General features: G+C 62.9%; 11 protein-coding genes. 7 read left to right on the top strand and 4 right to left on the bottom strand.

Annotation, left to right across the window (positions count from 1 at the left end; translation table 11 throughout):
• Window positions 1–124: 124 nt before the first annotated feature.
• A complete protein-coding gene (locus E5X88_RS24505) occupies window positions 125–763 on the top strand; it encodes a 2-dehydro-3-deoxy-phosphogluconate aldolase (protein ID WP_292165861.1) in 639 nt (212 codons plus the stop codon).
• 116 nt (window positions 764–879) lie between these two features.
• Here E5X88_RS24505 and E5X88_RS24500 read toward each other — a convergent pair whose 3' ends face one another.
• Window positions 880–2,724, bottom strand: coding sequence for a DUF882 domain-containing protein (locus E5X88_RS24500; protein ID WP_292165860.1), 1,845 nt, complete (start codon window positions 2,722–2,724; stop codon window positions 880–882).
• A gap of 381 nt (window positions 2,725–3,105) precedes the next feature.
• Complete coding sequence (locus E5X88_RS24495; protein WP_292165858.1) at window positions 3,106–4,641, bottom strand: sigma-54 dependent transcriptional regulator; 1,536 nt, start codon at window positions 4,639–4,641, stop codon at window positions 3,106–3,108.
• 181 nt (window positions 4,642–4,822) lie between these two features.
• On the opposite strand from E5X88_RS24495, the gene E5X88_RS24490 reads away from it, so the two are divergent.
• The 4 genes from E5X88_RS24490 to E5X88_RS24475 all read left to right on the top strand — a co-directional run bounded on the left by E5X88_RS24490 (window position 4,823) and on the right by E5X88_RS24475 (window position 9,755).
• Entirely contained in the window at window positions 4,823–6,664 is a 1,842-nt protein-coding gene (locus E5X88_RS24490; RefSeq protein WP_292165857.1) for a M3 family oligoendopeptidase, read from the top strand.
• Window positions 6,665–7,039: 375 nt separating this feature from the next.
• Window positions 7,040–7,825, top strand: coding sequence for a proton-conducting membrane transporter (locus E5X88_RS24485; protein ID WP_292165855.1), 786 nt, complete (start codon window positions 7,040–7,042; stop codon window positions 7,823–7,825).
• A gap of 173 nt (window positions 7,826–7,998) precedes the next feature.
• Complete coding sequence (locus tag E5X88_RS24480) at window positions 7,999–9,144, top strand: aminodeoxychorismate synthase component I (RefSeq protein ID WP_292165853.1); 1,146 nt, start codon at window positions 7,999–8,001, stop codon at window positions 9,142–9,144.
• Window positions 9,093–9,755: an aminotransferase class IV family protein gene (locus E5X88_RS24475; protein ID WP_292165851.1), complete on the top strand. Its 663-nt coding sequence runs from the start codon at window positions 9,093–9,095 to the stop codon at window positions 9,753–9,755. Before E5X88_RS24480 ends, E5X88_RS24475 begins: the two co-directional genes overlap by 52 nt.
• 128 nt (window positions 9,756–9,883) lie before the next feature.
• On the opposite strand, the gene aztD is transcribed toward E5X88_RS24475, so the two are convergent.
• Both aztD and aztC read right to left on the bottom strand, forming a co-directional pair.
• The gene (gene aztD / locus E5X88_RS24470; protein WP_292165849.1) at window positions 9,884–11,092 is read right to left on the bottom strand and encodes a zinc metallochaperone AztD; all 1,209 of its coding nucleotides are present in this window, start codon (window positions 11,090–11,092) and stop codon (window positions 9,884–9,886) included.
• Window positions 11,093–11,176: 84 nt separating this feature from the next.
• Window positions 11,177–12,160, bottom strand: a complete 984-nt coding sequence (gene aztC, locus E5X88_RS24465; protein WP_292165846.1) for a zinc ABC transporter substrate-binding protein AztC — start codon at window positions 12,158–12,160, stop codon at window positions 11,177–11,179.
• Window positions 12,161–12,738: 578 nt separating this feature from the next.
• On the opposite strand from aztC, the gene E5X88_RS24460 reads away from it, so the two are divergent.
• Together E5X88_RS24460 and E5X88_RS24455 are read left to right on the top strand one after the other, a co-directional pair.
• On the top strand, window positions 12,739–14,184 hold the full coding sequence (locus E5X88_RS24460) for a homospermidine synthase (protein WP_292165845.1): 1,446 nt from the start codon (window positions 12,739–12,741) through the stop codon (window positions 14,182–14,184).
• 198 nt (window positions 14,185–14,382) lie between these two features.
• Window positions 14,383–14,757: a hypothetical protein gene (locus E5X88_RS24455; RefSeq protein ID WP_292165844.1), complete on the top strand. Its 375-nt coding sequence runs from the start codon at window positions 14,383–14,385 to the stop codon at window positions 14,755–14,757.
• The last annotated feature ends 159 nt before the right edge of the window (window positions 14,758–14,916 follow it).

The following is a 14,916-nucleotide window of genomic DNA, read 5'->3' as shown; positions in this document are numbered from 1 at the left end:
ACGACCGGCCTAGTGGATTGCCTTGCAGTGCGTGACATCGCGACACGGTTCGCTTCGTGGACAGAAAAACGGCCTTCTGCTAATCGGTTGAACTGCCCAGTGCCCAGCCGGAGAGACAGAGCGAATGTCAACCAAGACCCAAAAACTCCTGTCGCTGCTTAACGGCCAGCCGGTCATCCCGGTGCTGAAGATCGCCAACGTCGCTGACGCCGTGCCGCTGGCCCGCGCGCTGGCGCGCGGCGGCCTGCCGGCGATCGAGATCACGCTGCGGACCGCCGATGCGCTGGAGGCGATCCGGCTCGTGGCAAGCGAAGTCGAGGACGCCATCGTCGGCGCCGGCACCATTCTGGACGCCCGCCAGTTCGGCGAGGCGGCAGCGGCCGGCTCGAGGTTCATCGTCAGCCCCGGCATCACCCGCGAGCTTCTGGCGGCGGCGAAGGACAGCGACGTGCCGTTGCTGCCCGGCGCCATCACGCCCGGCGAGATCATGGCCGCCCGCGAGGCAGGCTTGCGTTTCCTGAAGTTCTTCCCGGCCGAACAGTCAGGCGGCATCGCCTCGCTCAAGGCATTCGCCTCGCCGCTTGCCGATGTGCAATTCTGCCCGACCGGCGGCATCACCGGCAAGAACGCCGCCGATTATCTGAGCCTGCCGAATGTCATCTGCGTCGGCGGCTCCTGGGTAGCGCCGGACGACTTGGTCAAGGCCGGCAAGTGGGACGAGATCGAGGCCCTGGCGCGCGCGGCGAGCAAGCTCGGGCGGTAGAGCCAATCCTCCCTTGCTTGGGGGAAGATTGGCGGTATCGCCGGCGTTCTTTTCTGCGGACAACAAAAGGCCGCGCGGGTTGCCCGGCGCGGCTTTCTATTTGCTCGGTCGATCCGCTATTTGGTCTGGAAGCGGGCGACCGACAGGAACTTGACGGCATTGCCGGTGAACCGGTTGGCGTCGGCCGACTGATCCTCCGGCTGGAAGCCCGCGGTGTAGACCTCGCTCGGCGGCGTGTGCACGATGTTGTAGGCATAGCGCGGCGCCGTCGTCGCGCTGGAGACGGTGGCGACCTTCTCGCCGCTGTTCAGCGCCCAGCGCGCAGCCTGCGGCTCGGCGGGGATCACCACGGCCTTTGGACCGGGCTTCAGATCACGGGCGGTTGCCCTGGCTTCCTTGCGGGTGGTCTTCACACCCGCCCCGATCACTGCGGCCGGATCGGAGCCGGCCGGGCGGGCAAAAACAGCCTTGCGCGGCGATGCGGTATCGATGTTCGCCGGATCGATAGAGACCGAGCTCGGCTGGGAGAGCGAAGCGACCTGGTATCCGTCGGTTGCGCTTACCCGCTCGAGGACAGCCTTGACCTCGTCGGGCTGGACCTGGTCAGTCGGCTTCAAGTCAGGCCGCGCCGACGGTAGCACCGAGAATGCATCGGTAGCGGTCTTGCCTTGCCCGGCCGTATCAGCCAGCGCCAAAAGCACATCCTTGTCCTGCGGCGCAAGGTCGGCCGCTGCAATGTCGGCCGGCAACGAGTGATCGGGACGCCAGGTCGGCAACGGAATGTTGGTGGCGGCAACCTGCGTCGGACCGGTGGCAGCGGACGGGTCAGCTACGCCGAAGGGAACGCCGGCCGGCGCTTGCGCGGTCGCCACAGCCTGTTCAGTGGTGGCGGTGGCATCCGCCACGCCGAACGGAACGTTTTCGGGCGGCTGGGCGCCGACATCGGTCTTCGGACGCGGAGCGAAATCAGGCAACGGAACGCTGCGCGCCGGCAGCGCGGCGATGATTGTTTCGGGCGTGTCCTCCTCCGGTTCCGGAGCAGGCGCATCGGCGATCTGCGGAATCTCGGCGCGCTTCGCATCCTGAGGCGACACGATAGCAATGCCCGGAAGCTGGCTGCTCTTGGCGGCCGGCGTCGGTTTCGCGCTCGCCATCTTCACGTTCTTCGACTTCGGCGCCGGCGCGGCTGCGACATCGGCGCTGTCGTCCGCCTCGTCTTCACCGCCGCCGAAGAAAGCCGCCAACAGGCCGCCGGATTTCCTGGAACCGCCACCTGCGCTCGCCAGTTCGATGGCAGGAGTGCCGGCGCCCTTGCGCGCCTTGTAGGAGGCGAGCGCCTGCGAATAGCCGGGCAGCGGCTTGCCGTCGCTCGGCACATGCAGTGTCTTGCCATTGGGGAAGACGCGCGCCAGTTCTTGGCGGCTGATGCCCGGCCAGTGGCGCACATTGCCGACATCCATGTGGACAAAGGGCGAGCCGGACGAAGGATAGTAACCGACGCCGCCGCCCTGCATCCGCAGACCGATGTCGCGCAGTTTCTTCAACGGCACGCCGGGAATATAGAAATCCATGGCTTTGCCGAGCATATGCTGGCTTTTCTTGGCGACGCCCCTGCTGCGGCCACGCAACATCGAGTTCGTTGACGGCGAGCGATAACCGCACACGACCTGGATATAGTCTCTGGCGCCGCTCTGCCGGTAAGCCTCCCAGACCAGGTCCAGCAGGCGCGGATCCATCTTGGTCGGCTCGTTGCGGCGCCAGTCGCGCAGGAGGACATTGATCTTTTTCAGACCCGCCTGGTCGTAGCGGCCGCCGCGCTTGAAGACGATCTCCGCCCTCTCCTTCGTGTGGAGGTTGTAGAGTTTCAGCGAGCGTGTCTGGGCGCTGGCTCCGGTCGCAGCCGCTGCAAGGAGGCCACAGGCTACAATCACCGCTGCCAGCCATCTCGGCCAGACGCTCATGTGATAGTGCCGCCCGTTTGTGTGTCGTTCGACTTTGTTCAAATCAAAAGGCCTTGCAGGCTGCCGTTTGTCCCCGGATTTGACCAAACGGATGCGGTGGTGTTCACACCCGAATATCGATCCTAATGGTTAATCATCGCTTATTGAAGCCGAAATGCGGTAACACCGTGGCGATATCCCGTCAAAAATATTGCGCAGGGTTTCTTGGTAAACTGCTGGTTTAGATCATGTTTCGGCCTTTGCCCGCAACACGATCTGTTACCGGACGCCTCAATGTGTGAACACTGCCGCAAGCGCCTCGCCCCGCCACGCGTCACATCCCGTCGACGACTGTCGATCTTGTCCTGATGCCAGACTGGCAAGCTGTCGGACCTTGCATCGTCAGGAAGCGAGCCGGTCCACACGGCCTGTTTCCGGGTCGATGCCATACTCCTTGAGCTTCCTGTAGAGCGTGGAGCGGCCGATGCCAAGGCGGCGGGCAACTTCGCTCATCTGGCCGTTGTAATGGTTGATGGCGAGTTCGATCATTTCGAGTTCGACATCGGCCAGAGCGCGTACATTGCCGCGTTCGTCGAGCGCCCGCAGCGTACCGAAGCGGGGTTGCGGCCTAGCCGGCGGATCGAGCTCGGTCGCAGCGATGCCGTTGTCGGCCGGCGCGTCCTCGCCAGACGGCTCGATGGCCAAAGGCGAGGCGGGCAACGCGCCATGCGCATCGAGGTTGACGGTGCCCTCGACCTGCGCCCGGATCTGCGGAAACTCCTCCTCGGTCAGCACGTCGCCTTCGCAAAGCACCGAGGCCCGGAAAACGGCATTTTCCAGCTGCCGGATGTTTCCCGGCCAGTCATAGGCCTGCAGCATGGCGAGCGCCGCAGGCGAAATGCCGTGCAGACGGTGACGCGGATCGGTGGGCGCAACCTTCTCCATGAAGTGCTCGACCAGATACGGGATATCGTCGCGACGGTCGCGCAGCGGCGGCACGAAGATCGGATAGACGTTCAGCCGGTAGAACAGATCCTCGCGGAACTTGCCGTCCTTGACCTGCTGCAGAAGGTTGCGGTGTGTCGCCGAGATCAGCCTGATATCGACCCTTATGGTCGAACGCCCGCCGACCGGATCGACCTCACCGTCCTGCACGGCGCGCAACAGCTTGACCTGAACGTCGAGCGGCAGGTCGCCGATCTCGTCGAGGAAGAGCGTGCCCGAATGCGCCTCGACGAACTTGCCCATGTGCTTTTCGGTGGCGCCGGTGAACGAGCCTTTCTCGTGGCCGAACAGGATCGATTCGACCAGATTGTCAGGGATGGCGCCGCAATTGACGGTGACGAAGGGTTTTGAGCGGCGGTCGCCGCTGCCTTGGATGGCGCGCGCCACCAGCTCCTTGCCGACGCCGGATTCGCCCTCGATGAGGATCGGGATGTTGGACGCGGCGGCCTTCTGACCGAGGCGGATCACCCGGTCCATCGCCGGGCTGTGCGTGATCATGTCCTTGAAGGTCAGATTGCCGCCGCGACGCCGCGACGTGCGCTTCACTTCGCCCTCGACCGCCTCGACCTTGAGCGCATTGACGATCGATGCCTGCAGCTTGTCGGGAGAGGCAGGCTTGACGACGAAATCGAAGGCGCCGTGGCGCATGGCCGAAACGACGGTCTCGATGCCGCCCTGCGCGGTCTGCACGATGACCGGAATATGGATGCCGCGCTCGCGCATCGCCTTCAGCACGCCGATGCCGTCGAGGCCCGGCATGACGAGGTCGAGGATGATCGCCGAGACATCGCTCGCATTAGGCCCGTCGAGAGCGTCAAGACCGGCCTCGCCGCCATCCGTGACGATCGCGCTGTGGCCGAATTTCGTCACTGCCGCCTCTAGCAGCCTGCGCTGCACGGGATCGTCATCGACTATGAGTATGGAACCTGTCATGACTGGTTCAACGATGCCCGCCCATTTGGCCGCCTTGGGAAACCCACTCTATGGATCATCTTGGCACAGGGTTCTAAATAAGGTTTCAAAAAACCCGGTGAACGAATTCCTTAGCATTTGACCGGCCTCTCATTCCCCTCGAATTTTGGCCCCTCGAATCTTGGTTCTGGAAGATATGGCAATGGGCATGGTTTTTGGTCGGCAGCTTGCGGCGGCGGCATCGTCCAGTCAGGGCGCGGCGGAGCTTGGCGGCCTTCCGGAATGGAACCTCGCCGATCTCTATGCGGGCATGGATGCCCCCGAGCTGAAGCGCGACATCGCCAAGGCGGCGACCGATGCCACCAGCTTCGAGAGCCGCTGGAAAGGCACGCTCGCCGCCGAGGCGGCGCGCGGCGACGGCGGCAGGCTGGGCGAGGCGCTTGCCGCCTATGAGGCGCTGGAGGAACTGATCGGCCGGATCGTCTCCTATGCCGGGCTGGTCTATGCCGGCAACACGACGGATCCGCAGCGCGCCAAGCTCTATGGCGACATTCAGGAGAAGATGACCGACGCCAGCGCGCATCTTCTTTTCTTCGCGCTGGAACTGAACCTCATCGACGATGCCGCGATCGAGACCGCGCTTGCTGCCGATCCGGCCTTCGCCCACTACCGGCCCTGGGTACTCGATCTGCGCAAGGACAAACCCTACCAGCTCGAGGACCGGGTCGAGCAGCTTTTCCACGAGAAGTCTATTACCGGACGCGGCGCCTGGAACCGCCTGTTCGACGAGACGATGACCGATCTGCGCTTCGACATCGATGGCGAGGAGCTGACCCTGGAGCCGGCGCTGAACCGCCTCCAGCACGCCGACGGCGAGGTCCGCCGCCGGGCCTCCGAAGCACTGGCTGCAACCTTCCGCAAGAATCTGCGCACCTTCACCCTGATCACCAACACGCTGGCCAAGGACAAGGAGATTTCCGACCGCTGGCGCGGCTTCGAGGACATCGCCGATTCGCGCCATCTCGCCAATCGCGTCGAGCGCAGCGTGGTGGATGCGCTGGCCTCAGCCGTTCGCGACGCCTATCCGCGCCTGTCGCACCGATACTACCAGATGAAGGCACGCTGGCTCGGCATGGAGGTGATGAACCACTGGGACCGCAATGCGCCGTTGCCAGAGACCCCGCAAGCGATCATCGGTTGGGATGAGGCCAAAAACACGGTGCTTTCCGCCTATCGGCGCTTTTCGCCTGACATGGCGGAAATCGCCCAGGTTTTCTTCGACCGCAACTGGATCGATGCGCCTGTCAGGCCCGGCAAGTCGCCAGGCGCCTTCGCGCATCCGACCGTGCCGTCGGCGCATCCCTATGTTCTGCTCAACTACATGGGCAAGCCGCGCGACGTGATGACGCTGGCACATGAGCTTGGCCATGGCGTGCATCAGGTCCTGGCCGCAGGCCAGGGCGCGCTGATGGCCTCGACGCCGCTGACGCTGGCCGAGACGGCATCCGTCTTCGGCGAGATGCTGACCTTCCGCTCGCTGCTGGACCAGACCACTGACAAGCGCGAGCGCAAGGCCATGCTCGCCCAGAAGGTCGAGGACATGATCAACACGGTCGTGCGCCAGATCGCCTTCTACGAATTCGAACGCAAGGTGCATGCCGAGCGCAAGAACGGCGAGTTGACATCCGACAAGCTTGGCCAGTTCTGGCTGGAGGTGCAGGCGGAAAGCCTCGGGCCGGCGATCAAGCTGCGCGAGGGTTACGAGGTCTTCTGGACCTATATTCCACACTTCATCCATTCGCCCTTCTACGTCTACGCCTATGCTTTCGGCGACTGCCTGGTGAATTCGCTTTACGCGGTCTATCAGAATGCCGAGCGTGGCTTTCAGGAGAAATATTTTGCCATGCTGCGCGCCGGCGGCACCAAGCATCATTCCGAGCTCCTGGCGCCCTTTGGCCTTGATGCCACCGACCCTGCCTTCTGGCAGATCGGGCTTGGCGTGATCGGCGGTCTGATCGACGAGCTTGAAGCATTGGACAATTGACGCGCAGCACAGAACATACGGGGTCGGCAGAACAGTTTAGCCGCAATGCATATTAGGCCCCTTCTATCCCCGCCCAAATATTGTTCTTGAATAACTCTTCATGGAATTTTTCCGTTAGCTTTCCGGAAGCTGTATGATAGCGTCCGCCTCAAGCTCAGTCGGGGCGTGCGGCTCAGGCCAGGGGAAAAACTCAGGCTGGTCACGGCGTTTCGGTGAATGCGACAGCGGCCGTTGGCCATGGCAGGAAAAGCCGATCGCCGACAGCTCGATTTAAGCCGGCTGTTCCGCGAACAGCGGAGCCACCATTGAATGGTCCTTGTGCCAAGGTCACCTCCTCCAGGCCACGGCGGATGGATCGGACTGGAGAAAGAGACAATGGGCACTTTTTTCTACATGCTCCTGGCGTTCCTTGTAGGTGTGTTGGTTGGCTGGTTCATCTGGGGACGGCTGCGTGGCGAACTCGACGGCCTGCGCGGTGACTTGGACCGCACGCGCAGCGAGCGCGACAGGCTGCGCGCCGACGCCGACCGCCTGACCGGCGAGCTGGATGTATGCCGCGGCGCCCGCGCCGACCTGGAGCGCCAACTGGGCGAGGCGCAAGGCGCCAAGGCCGGCGCGACAAAGGCGGCAATCCCGGCACCGTCGGCATTGATGTCGACATCCGCGCCGGCCAAGACCTCGCCTGCAAAGACCGCGCCGGCCAAGACTGCGCCTGCCAAGACTGGGTCGGGCAAGTCTACGCCGGCCGAGACCACGTCCAAGAAACCGGCGGCCGTCACGGCGGCAGCCGCGCCAAAGGCAAGTGCATCGAAAGCGGCTGCGTCGAAAACGAGCGCTACAGCCAAGAAGGCCGCACCGGCGGCAAAGAAAGCGGCCACAGGCAAGGCAACAGCGGCAGCAGCTGATAAAGCCGACAGTCTGCGTCGCTTGATCGGCATCGGCCCGGTCAACGAGCGGAAGCTGCACGGCCTTGGAGTCAGAACCTACGCGCAGATCGCCGCCTGGACAGCAGCGGATATCAAGCGGATCGAAGACGTTCTCGAGTTCGACGGCCGCATCGAGCGTGAACGCTGGATCGAGCAGGCAAAACTGCTTGCCGCCGGCGACGAGAAGGAATTCGCGCGCCGCTTCCCGACCGCGGGGACCGCGAGTAACACCTGAATTGCCTGCCGGCATCGAGCACATAACAGACTGGCGGCGCCCTCGAGGTGCCGCCAGTCTGCTTTTCGACCAGGGCTGCCTTTGCGTCTTGAGACGCCGCTCTCTCGATTGCGCGCGATCAAGCCCCCATATAGAGCGATAGCTGGCGCCATCGATCGCAGCATCCGAGTCCCATGTCCCTGCCCTCTGCAATTTTCCGGAATGATGAGCGCGCGCATCAGCTCGTTTTCGACCGTCCGGCCGGCATCATCGTGGCGCATGAGGCGGAGGATTTCCTGCCGGCGCTGGAAATCGCGCAGGCGGCGCATGACGCCGGCAAATGGCTGGCCGGATATTTCTCCTACGAAGCCGGCTACCTGCTCGAGCCGAAGCTCGTTCCGCTGCTGCCGGGCGGCCGCCGCGCCCCGCTCGTCTGCCTGGGGATCTTCGACGCGCCTGTCGAACAGGCGGTCGTGCGCGGCCACGCGCCGGCGACCAACGGCCCGATCTTCGACGCAAGGGCTGCCTGGTCTTCAGAAGATTACGCAAAACGCTTTGCGCGGCTCCACAATCACATTCGCAAGGGTGATTGCTACCAGGGCAATCTGACCTTTCCGGTTCATGCACGATGGTCGGGCGATCCACTGGCCGCCTTCGACGCGCTGACCGAGCGCCAGCCGGTGAAATACGGTGCGCTGATCGCGCTCGGCGATCCGGTCGTTTTGTCGCGTTCGCCGGAATTGTTCTTCGAGATCGATGCCGAAGGCATGATCGAAACCCATCCGATGAAGGGCACCGCCCCGCGCGGCGCGACCAAGGCTGAGGACGAGCGGCTGAAGGCATTCTTGCTCAACGACGAGAAGAACCAGGCCGAGAACCGGATGATCGTCGATCTCCTTCGCAACGACATCTCGCTGGTCACAGAGGTCGGCACGCTGGAGGTGCCGGAGCTTTTCCGCATCGAGAGCTACCCGACCGTCCACCAGATGGTGAGCCGCGTGCGGGCCAGGCTCTTGCCCGACCTCACCATCCGCCAGATCTTCGCTGCGCTGTTCCCATGCGGATCGATCACCGGCGCCCCGAAAATCCGTGCCATGGAAATCCTGCACGATCTGGAAGCGACGCCGCGAGACGTCTATTGCGGCGCCATCGGCTGGATCGCGCCAGGCGGAACGATGCGCTTTTCGGTGGCGATCCGCACCATCTCGCTCTTTTCCAGTGGCGAGGCCGTCTACAATGTCGGTGGTGGCGTCGTCTTCGATTCGACGGCCGAGGAGGAGTATCAGGAGTGCCTGCTGAAAGCGCGCTACGCGACGGGAACACCGCCGATTTCGAGCTGATCGAAACCATGCGCTGGGAGCCAGGCCAGGGCTTCCTCCGTTTCGACCGCCATCTGGCACGCCTTTATGGCTCCGCAGCCGAGCTGGGATTTGCCTGCGACCCGCAGAAGGTCGGCGAGGCGCTCAGGAACGCCGTCGACCGGCCCGATATCGCATTGCGCACACGCCTCGTCCTGTCGCGCAGCGGCAAGGTGACGGCCACGGCGCTGCCCTATGAGCCGCACGCAGCCGACAAGGTGTGGAGGCTGCAGCTGGCGCGGGTGCGGCTCGATTCGAGCGACACGCTGCTGCGCCACAAGACGAGCCGCCGGGACATCTATCAGCGGGCGCGAGCCGAATATCTGATCAGCCGGGCCGACGAGGTGCTGCTGGCCAACGAGCGTGGCGAAATCTGTGAGGGCACGATCACCAATCTCTTCGCCGATTTCGGCGACGGCGCGCTGGCGACGCCGCGGCTCGATTGCGGCCTGCTGCCCGGCGTGTTGCGCGGCGAATTGCTGGATGAAGGCCGCGCCCGCAAAGCAATCTACACCCTGGACGATCTGAAGTCGGCCAAAGCCCTGTTCGTCGGCAATTCGCTGCGCGGATTGATCCCAGCACGCCTGGGCTGAAACGCAACCGAAGAGCCACCGGACAACACGCCGAGGGCCGTGTCTCAAGCCTGTTTGCGAGTTGGAGAAGATGCGTCCGGCCCGGGAAAGAATGGGCCGGACGCGCGGCGGCCGCTTGGGAGGAACGACTACTCGCCTTCGTGGGTCTGACCGGAGCCGCCGACGGAAACGATGTTGAAGGGCTTGCCTTCGACAGCAATGTCGCCGGTTTTCTCGAACGACGTCGCGTCAACGAGATGCAGCACACCTCGCAAAGGATCCGTGACCACGATCCTGTCGCCGGCGACCGCGACACGCGGCCTCGGGTCACTCCAGTGACCGTCCATCGAATAGGGATCGGTCAGCTTGAGCGAGTTCGCGATCTCCCCCTTCACCACGTCGAGTTGGTGAAGCTGGCCGTCCTCCGTGAAGACGTAGGCGAATTTGGCACGAACGGGATCGACCGCGAAATGCACGCGGCGCGTCGGAAGGCTGATCAGCCGGAATGCGTCGCTCTCGACCGTCGGGTCGATCAGCACCACCTTGTCGGCACCGAAGTTGCCGAGGAAATATTGCAGGCCTCTGCCGCCGGTCAGCGTCGTCGTTTTGCCGTGCGGCAGGCTGTGGGGATAAGGCAGGTGACGGATCGCCGGGGTGCCGTCGCCATGGGTGACGACAAGCAGGCCGGTCGCGCAGGCAAAAGCCAGGACATTTCCGGAAGACGCCTCCCCGTGGAGGTCGGGGCAGGCGTGGAAGCCGCCGACCTGCGCGCCGGCTTCGTCAGCGACCCTGATGCCGACCGGGAGTTCGTCGGGCTTTTCCCTGTTCGGCTCCGACAGGAGGACATAGGAGCCATAGGCGACTGCGACGCCGTGCTGCGGCGCGTCCGTCTTCATTTCCCTGAAATCTGATTTGCCTTCTAGGACCGCCTTCTCGGAAATGATGCGGGCGGCACCTTCGCCGTCGAAAAAAGCGGCGAAGTCTCCGTTATGCTCGACGAAATGCGACGGCTTCCCGCCTGCGATCTCGACGCCGGCGAGCTTCGGCGCTTCGACGTCGATATCACCGTGTTCGCCGTGATCCTCGAAGGAAATGCCGCTCGCGATCCCGGTGACGACGCCGGCCGCGCCCTGCACGGCGAACACGGTCCGGCCGCTTTCGCTGCGATGGAGCGACGCTGGCCCCTTGATCCGGAACGTGTCGAGCTTTCCGCCATCGACCGCGTCGATCACGGTCACCTTCGGCTCCGCGTGATCCGAGATGAAGAGGCGCCAGGCGGTCACCTCCTCGGCATGGGCAGCGCTTGATAGACATAGAAGCAGCGCGATGGCCGTGGCTGACGCCCAATTTGTCCTCACTGTATTTTCCTTTATGTTATTACATAACTGATGATGATCGACGAAAAGGCGGATTGCTCCGCCTTTCCATCGTGGGGATGGCGATCAGCTTCCAACGATCGCGCCTTTGATCACCGTGATGTTGTGCCGCATCATCTCGATGTAGGTCGCCGCCGGGCCATTCTCGTCCGACAGGGCGTCGGAGTAGAGTTCGCCGCCGACTTTCAGGCCCGTCTCGCTGGCGATCTGCTCGATCAGGCGGGGATTGGTGACGTTTTCCACGAAGATTGCCGAAGCCTTGTCTTGCCTGATCTGTTTGATGAGAGCCGCGACATCGGCGGCCGAGGCTTCAGATTCGGTGGAGACACCCTCCGGTGCGAGGAATTTTATGCCGTATTCATGCTCGAAATACCCAAACGCGTCGTGCGAGGTGATGATCATCCGCTTGTCCTCGGGGACCTCAGCTATGGTCGCCTTGATCTCCTCTTCCAGTGCCTCGAGCTGCTCGCCATATGATTCGGCATTGAGCCGGTAGGTGTCACAGCCAGCTTTGTCGGCGGCACAGAAGGCATCGGCGATGTTCTTCACATAGACCTCGGCATTATGCACGGACTGCCATGCATGGGGATCGGACTCGCCGTGATGGTGGTGCCCTTCCTCGTGGCCCTCGTCCGCCTCCCCGGCATGCCCTTCCTTGCCTGCGGCGGCTTTATCCTCGTGGTGATCTTCTTCCTCGGTGTTGCGCAACACCTCGCCGCCTTTGGTCAATTCCACGACCGGCGCCTTCGTCGCGCTCGCCTCGACGAGACGCTGGAGGAAGCCCTCGAACTGGAGGCCGTTGACCAGCACCACGTCGGCCGAACCGACTTCGGCCGCGTCGGCCGGCTTTGGTTCGTAGACATGGGCGTCACCGTTCGGGCCGACCAGCGTGGCGATATCGACACGGTCGCCGCCGACATTCTTGGCGAAATCAGCGATGATCGAGAAACTGGCGACAACCTTGAGGTTCTCGGCTGCGGCCACCGAGAAGGTGACTGGCAACAATGTTACAACGCTCGCCGCGGCGGCAAGCTTCAGCATCCTGGACATTCAATCACTCCTTCTGTTCAAGCAATTCTGTGGGAGACATGCCGGACGCGCATGGCGAGCGCCGCGAGCCGTTAGCCCAGCGTCAGGTCTGAAAGATCACACAAGCCGCCATTGACGATCCGTTATGTTATGTTATCACGTTCGTCAATCGAAAATGTTACGTTATAACAAACAGTCCCCGTTGCGCTCAAAAACTGCCTGAGGCCACGAAGGAACCTGCTGGAAAGGCAGGCTCGCCGCCCGCACGGTTCTCGACAATCAACCGCCCCGCCAAGTCGTTCTGCCCGTAGAATTGTTGGTGCGGGCATCCACAGTTGCGCCGAGAACGAAAATCCGTTGAACGGGCGGGCGCGTCACTCGCGCCTTGGCGAATGGGCAGTGGGCTCAGGCTCGGATAGAGCTCCCCATCCATGGTTTTGGCCTTAACCACGTGGCCAACACAGCGTGGCCGCGGTTGGCGCTTTTCGCTGGTTTATGACAATGATCTGTGGTGTAGCGCGTAGCCGTCGGACAATAAATGACCCGCTTTGCGTCTTTTTGCCCGGCTTTTCAGCCTGTTTGAGGGAGTAATCGATAAAATGGCGAATGAAAACTGGCCCGTTTACGGTGAGATCACCGGCCCTGTCGTGATGATCGGCTTCGGGTCGATCGGACGGGGAACGCTGCCGCTGATCGAGCGCCATTTCAAATTCGACAAGTCGCGCATGACGGTCATCGATCCACTCGATACCGACCGCAAGCTGCTGGACGAGCGCGGCATCACCTTCATGCAGGATGCGGTGACTAGGAAGAACTACAAGAAACTTTTGACCCCGCTGCTGACCAAAGGTGGCGGCCAGGGCTTTTGCGTCAACCTGTCGGTCGACACCGGCTCAGTGGATTTGATGCGGCTCTGTCGCAAGCTGGGTGTGCTTTACATCGATACCGTCGTCGAGCCATGGCTCGGCTTCTATTTCGATGCCAAGGCCGACAATGCCAGCCGCACCAATTACGCGCTGCGCGAATCCATGATCGAAGAGAAGCACGCGCACCCCGGCGGGGCGACCGCAATCTCCACCTGCGGCGCCAACCCAGGCATGGTCTCGTGGTTCGTCAAGCAGGCGCTGGTCAACCTCGCCACTGATCTTGGCCTCGAGTTCTCGGAGCCCGCACAGCACGATCGCGAAGGCTGGGCCAAGCTGATGAAGAAGGCCGGCGTCAAGGGCATCCACATCGCCGAGCGCGACACCCAGCGCACCAAGAAGCTAAAGCCGATGGACGTGTTCTGGAACACCTGGTCGGTCGAAGGCTTCATCTCGGAAGGCCTGCAGCCGGCAGAGCTCGGCTGGGGCACGCATGAGACCTGGATGCCGAAGAACGCCAAGAAGCACAAGCATGGCTCGAAGGCCGCGATCTATCTGGAGCAGCCGGGCGCCAACACCCGTGTGCGCAGCTGGTGCCCGACGCCCGGCTCGCAATACGGTTTCCTGGTGACGCACAACGAGTCGATTTCGATCGCCGATTTCTTTACCCTGCGCGGCAAGAAGGGCAAGGTTCAATACCGCCCGACCTGCCACTACGCCTACCATCCCTGCAACGACGCCGTGCTGTCGCTGCACGAGATGTTCGGCGCCGCCGGCAAGGCGCAATCCGTGCATCACGTGCTCGATGAGAACGAGTTGGTCGACGGTGTCGACGAACTCGGCGTGCTGCTCTACGGCCATGACAAGAACGCCTACTGGTACGGCTCGCAACTGTCGCTGGCGGAAGCGCGCAAGCTGGCGCCTTATCAGAACGCGACCGGCATGCAGGTCACGTCGGCGGTGCTGGCGGGCATGGTCTGGGCGCTGGAAAATCCCGAGGCCGGCATCGTCGAGACCGACGAGATTGACTACAGGCGCTGCCTGGAAGTGCAGTCCCCCTATCTCGGGCCGGTCAGGGGCTACTACACCGACTGGACGCCGCTCGATAACCGTCCTGGTCTGTTCCTGGAAGACCTCGACAAAAACGACCCATGGCAATTCCGCAACATCCTCGTCCGATAGTGCAACGTCCCCGCTCGATAGCAATGGCTCACTGTCTTGCAATCGCCTGGAAATCGGGCGATTGAAGGAGGGTGGCCTGGAGCGGCGTGCGTCCATTTGGACGCACAAAGTACGCTCTGGCGCTTTGAATGTACGCATCGTGCTTTCCGAAAATCGGTTCCGATTTTCGGGCCGATGCGAGAGAAGAGGATTTTGATGATGACGATTGCGCGCAAATTGCTTTCGGCCGGGATTGCCGCGACCACTGCCGTCGTCTTGGCGGCGTGCACCACCGCCGGCCCTGGCGGGCCGCCATTGGCCACGCGGAGCGCGGTCGAAGGCTCGTGGATCGACGCGCAGGGCACGGGTCTGTCGACCTTCGCCAGCGGCAGCTTCAAGACCGTCGCCACAGACACCGGCCAGAAGCTTGCCGACGGCAGCTACACCATGACCGGCGACACCTCGGTCGAGATCCATGGCACCTCGCTGATCCGCCAGACGCCGATCAGCTTCAACTGCTTGCTGATCTCCACTTCCCAGCTTAATTGCACGAGCGCGAGCGGGCAGAACTTCGTGCTGACGCGACGCACCTGAGCCCATACTGAATCGCTTTTCGCAAAGCACGGCGGCTTGAGGGCCGCCGTGCTTTTTTTGCGCCGGCAAAGCTGACCCCGATTCCGCTTGCATGGGCAGAAACGCGATGTGAGCATGGACAAAAAGCTGGCTGTTATGCTCCAGTCAAGCAGAGGGGTT

Origin of the sequence: Mesorhizobium sp. (genome assembly GCF_004962245.1) — a bacterium.
Lineage (GTDB): Bacteria > Pseudomonadota > Alphaproteobacteria > Rhizobiales > Rhizobiaceae > Mesorhizobium.
The sequence above is the reverse complement of the archived record's forward strand: the minus strand, read 5'-3'. Positions and strand labels throughout refer to the sequence as shown.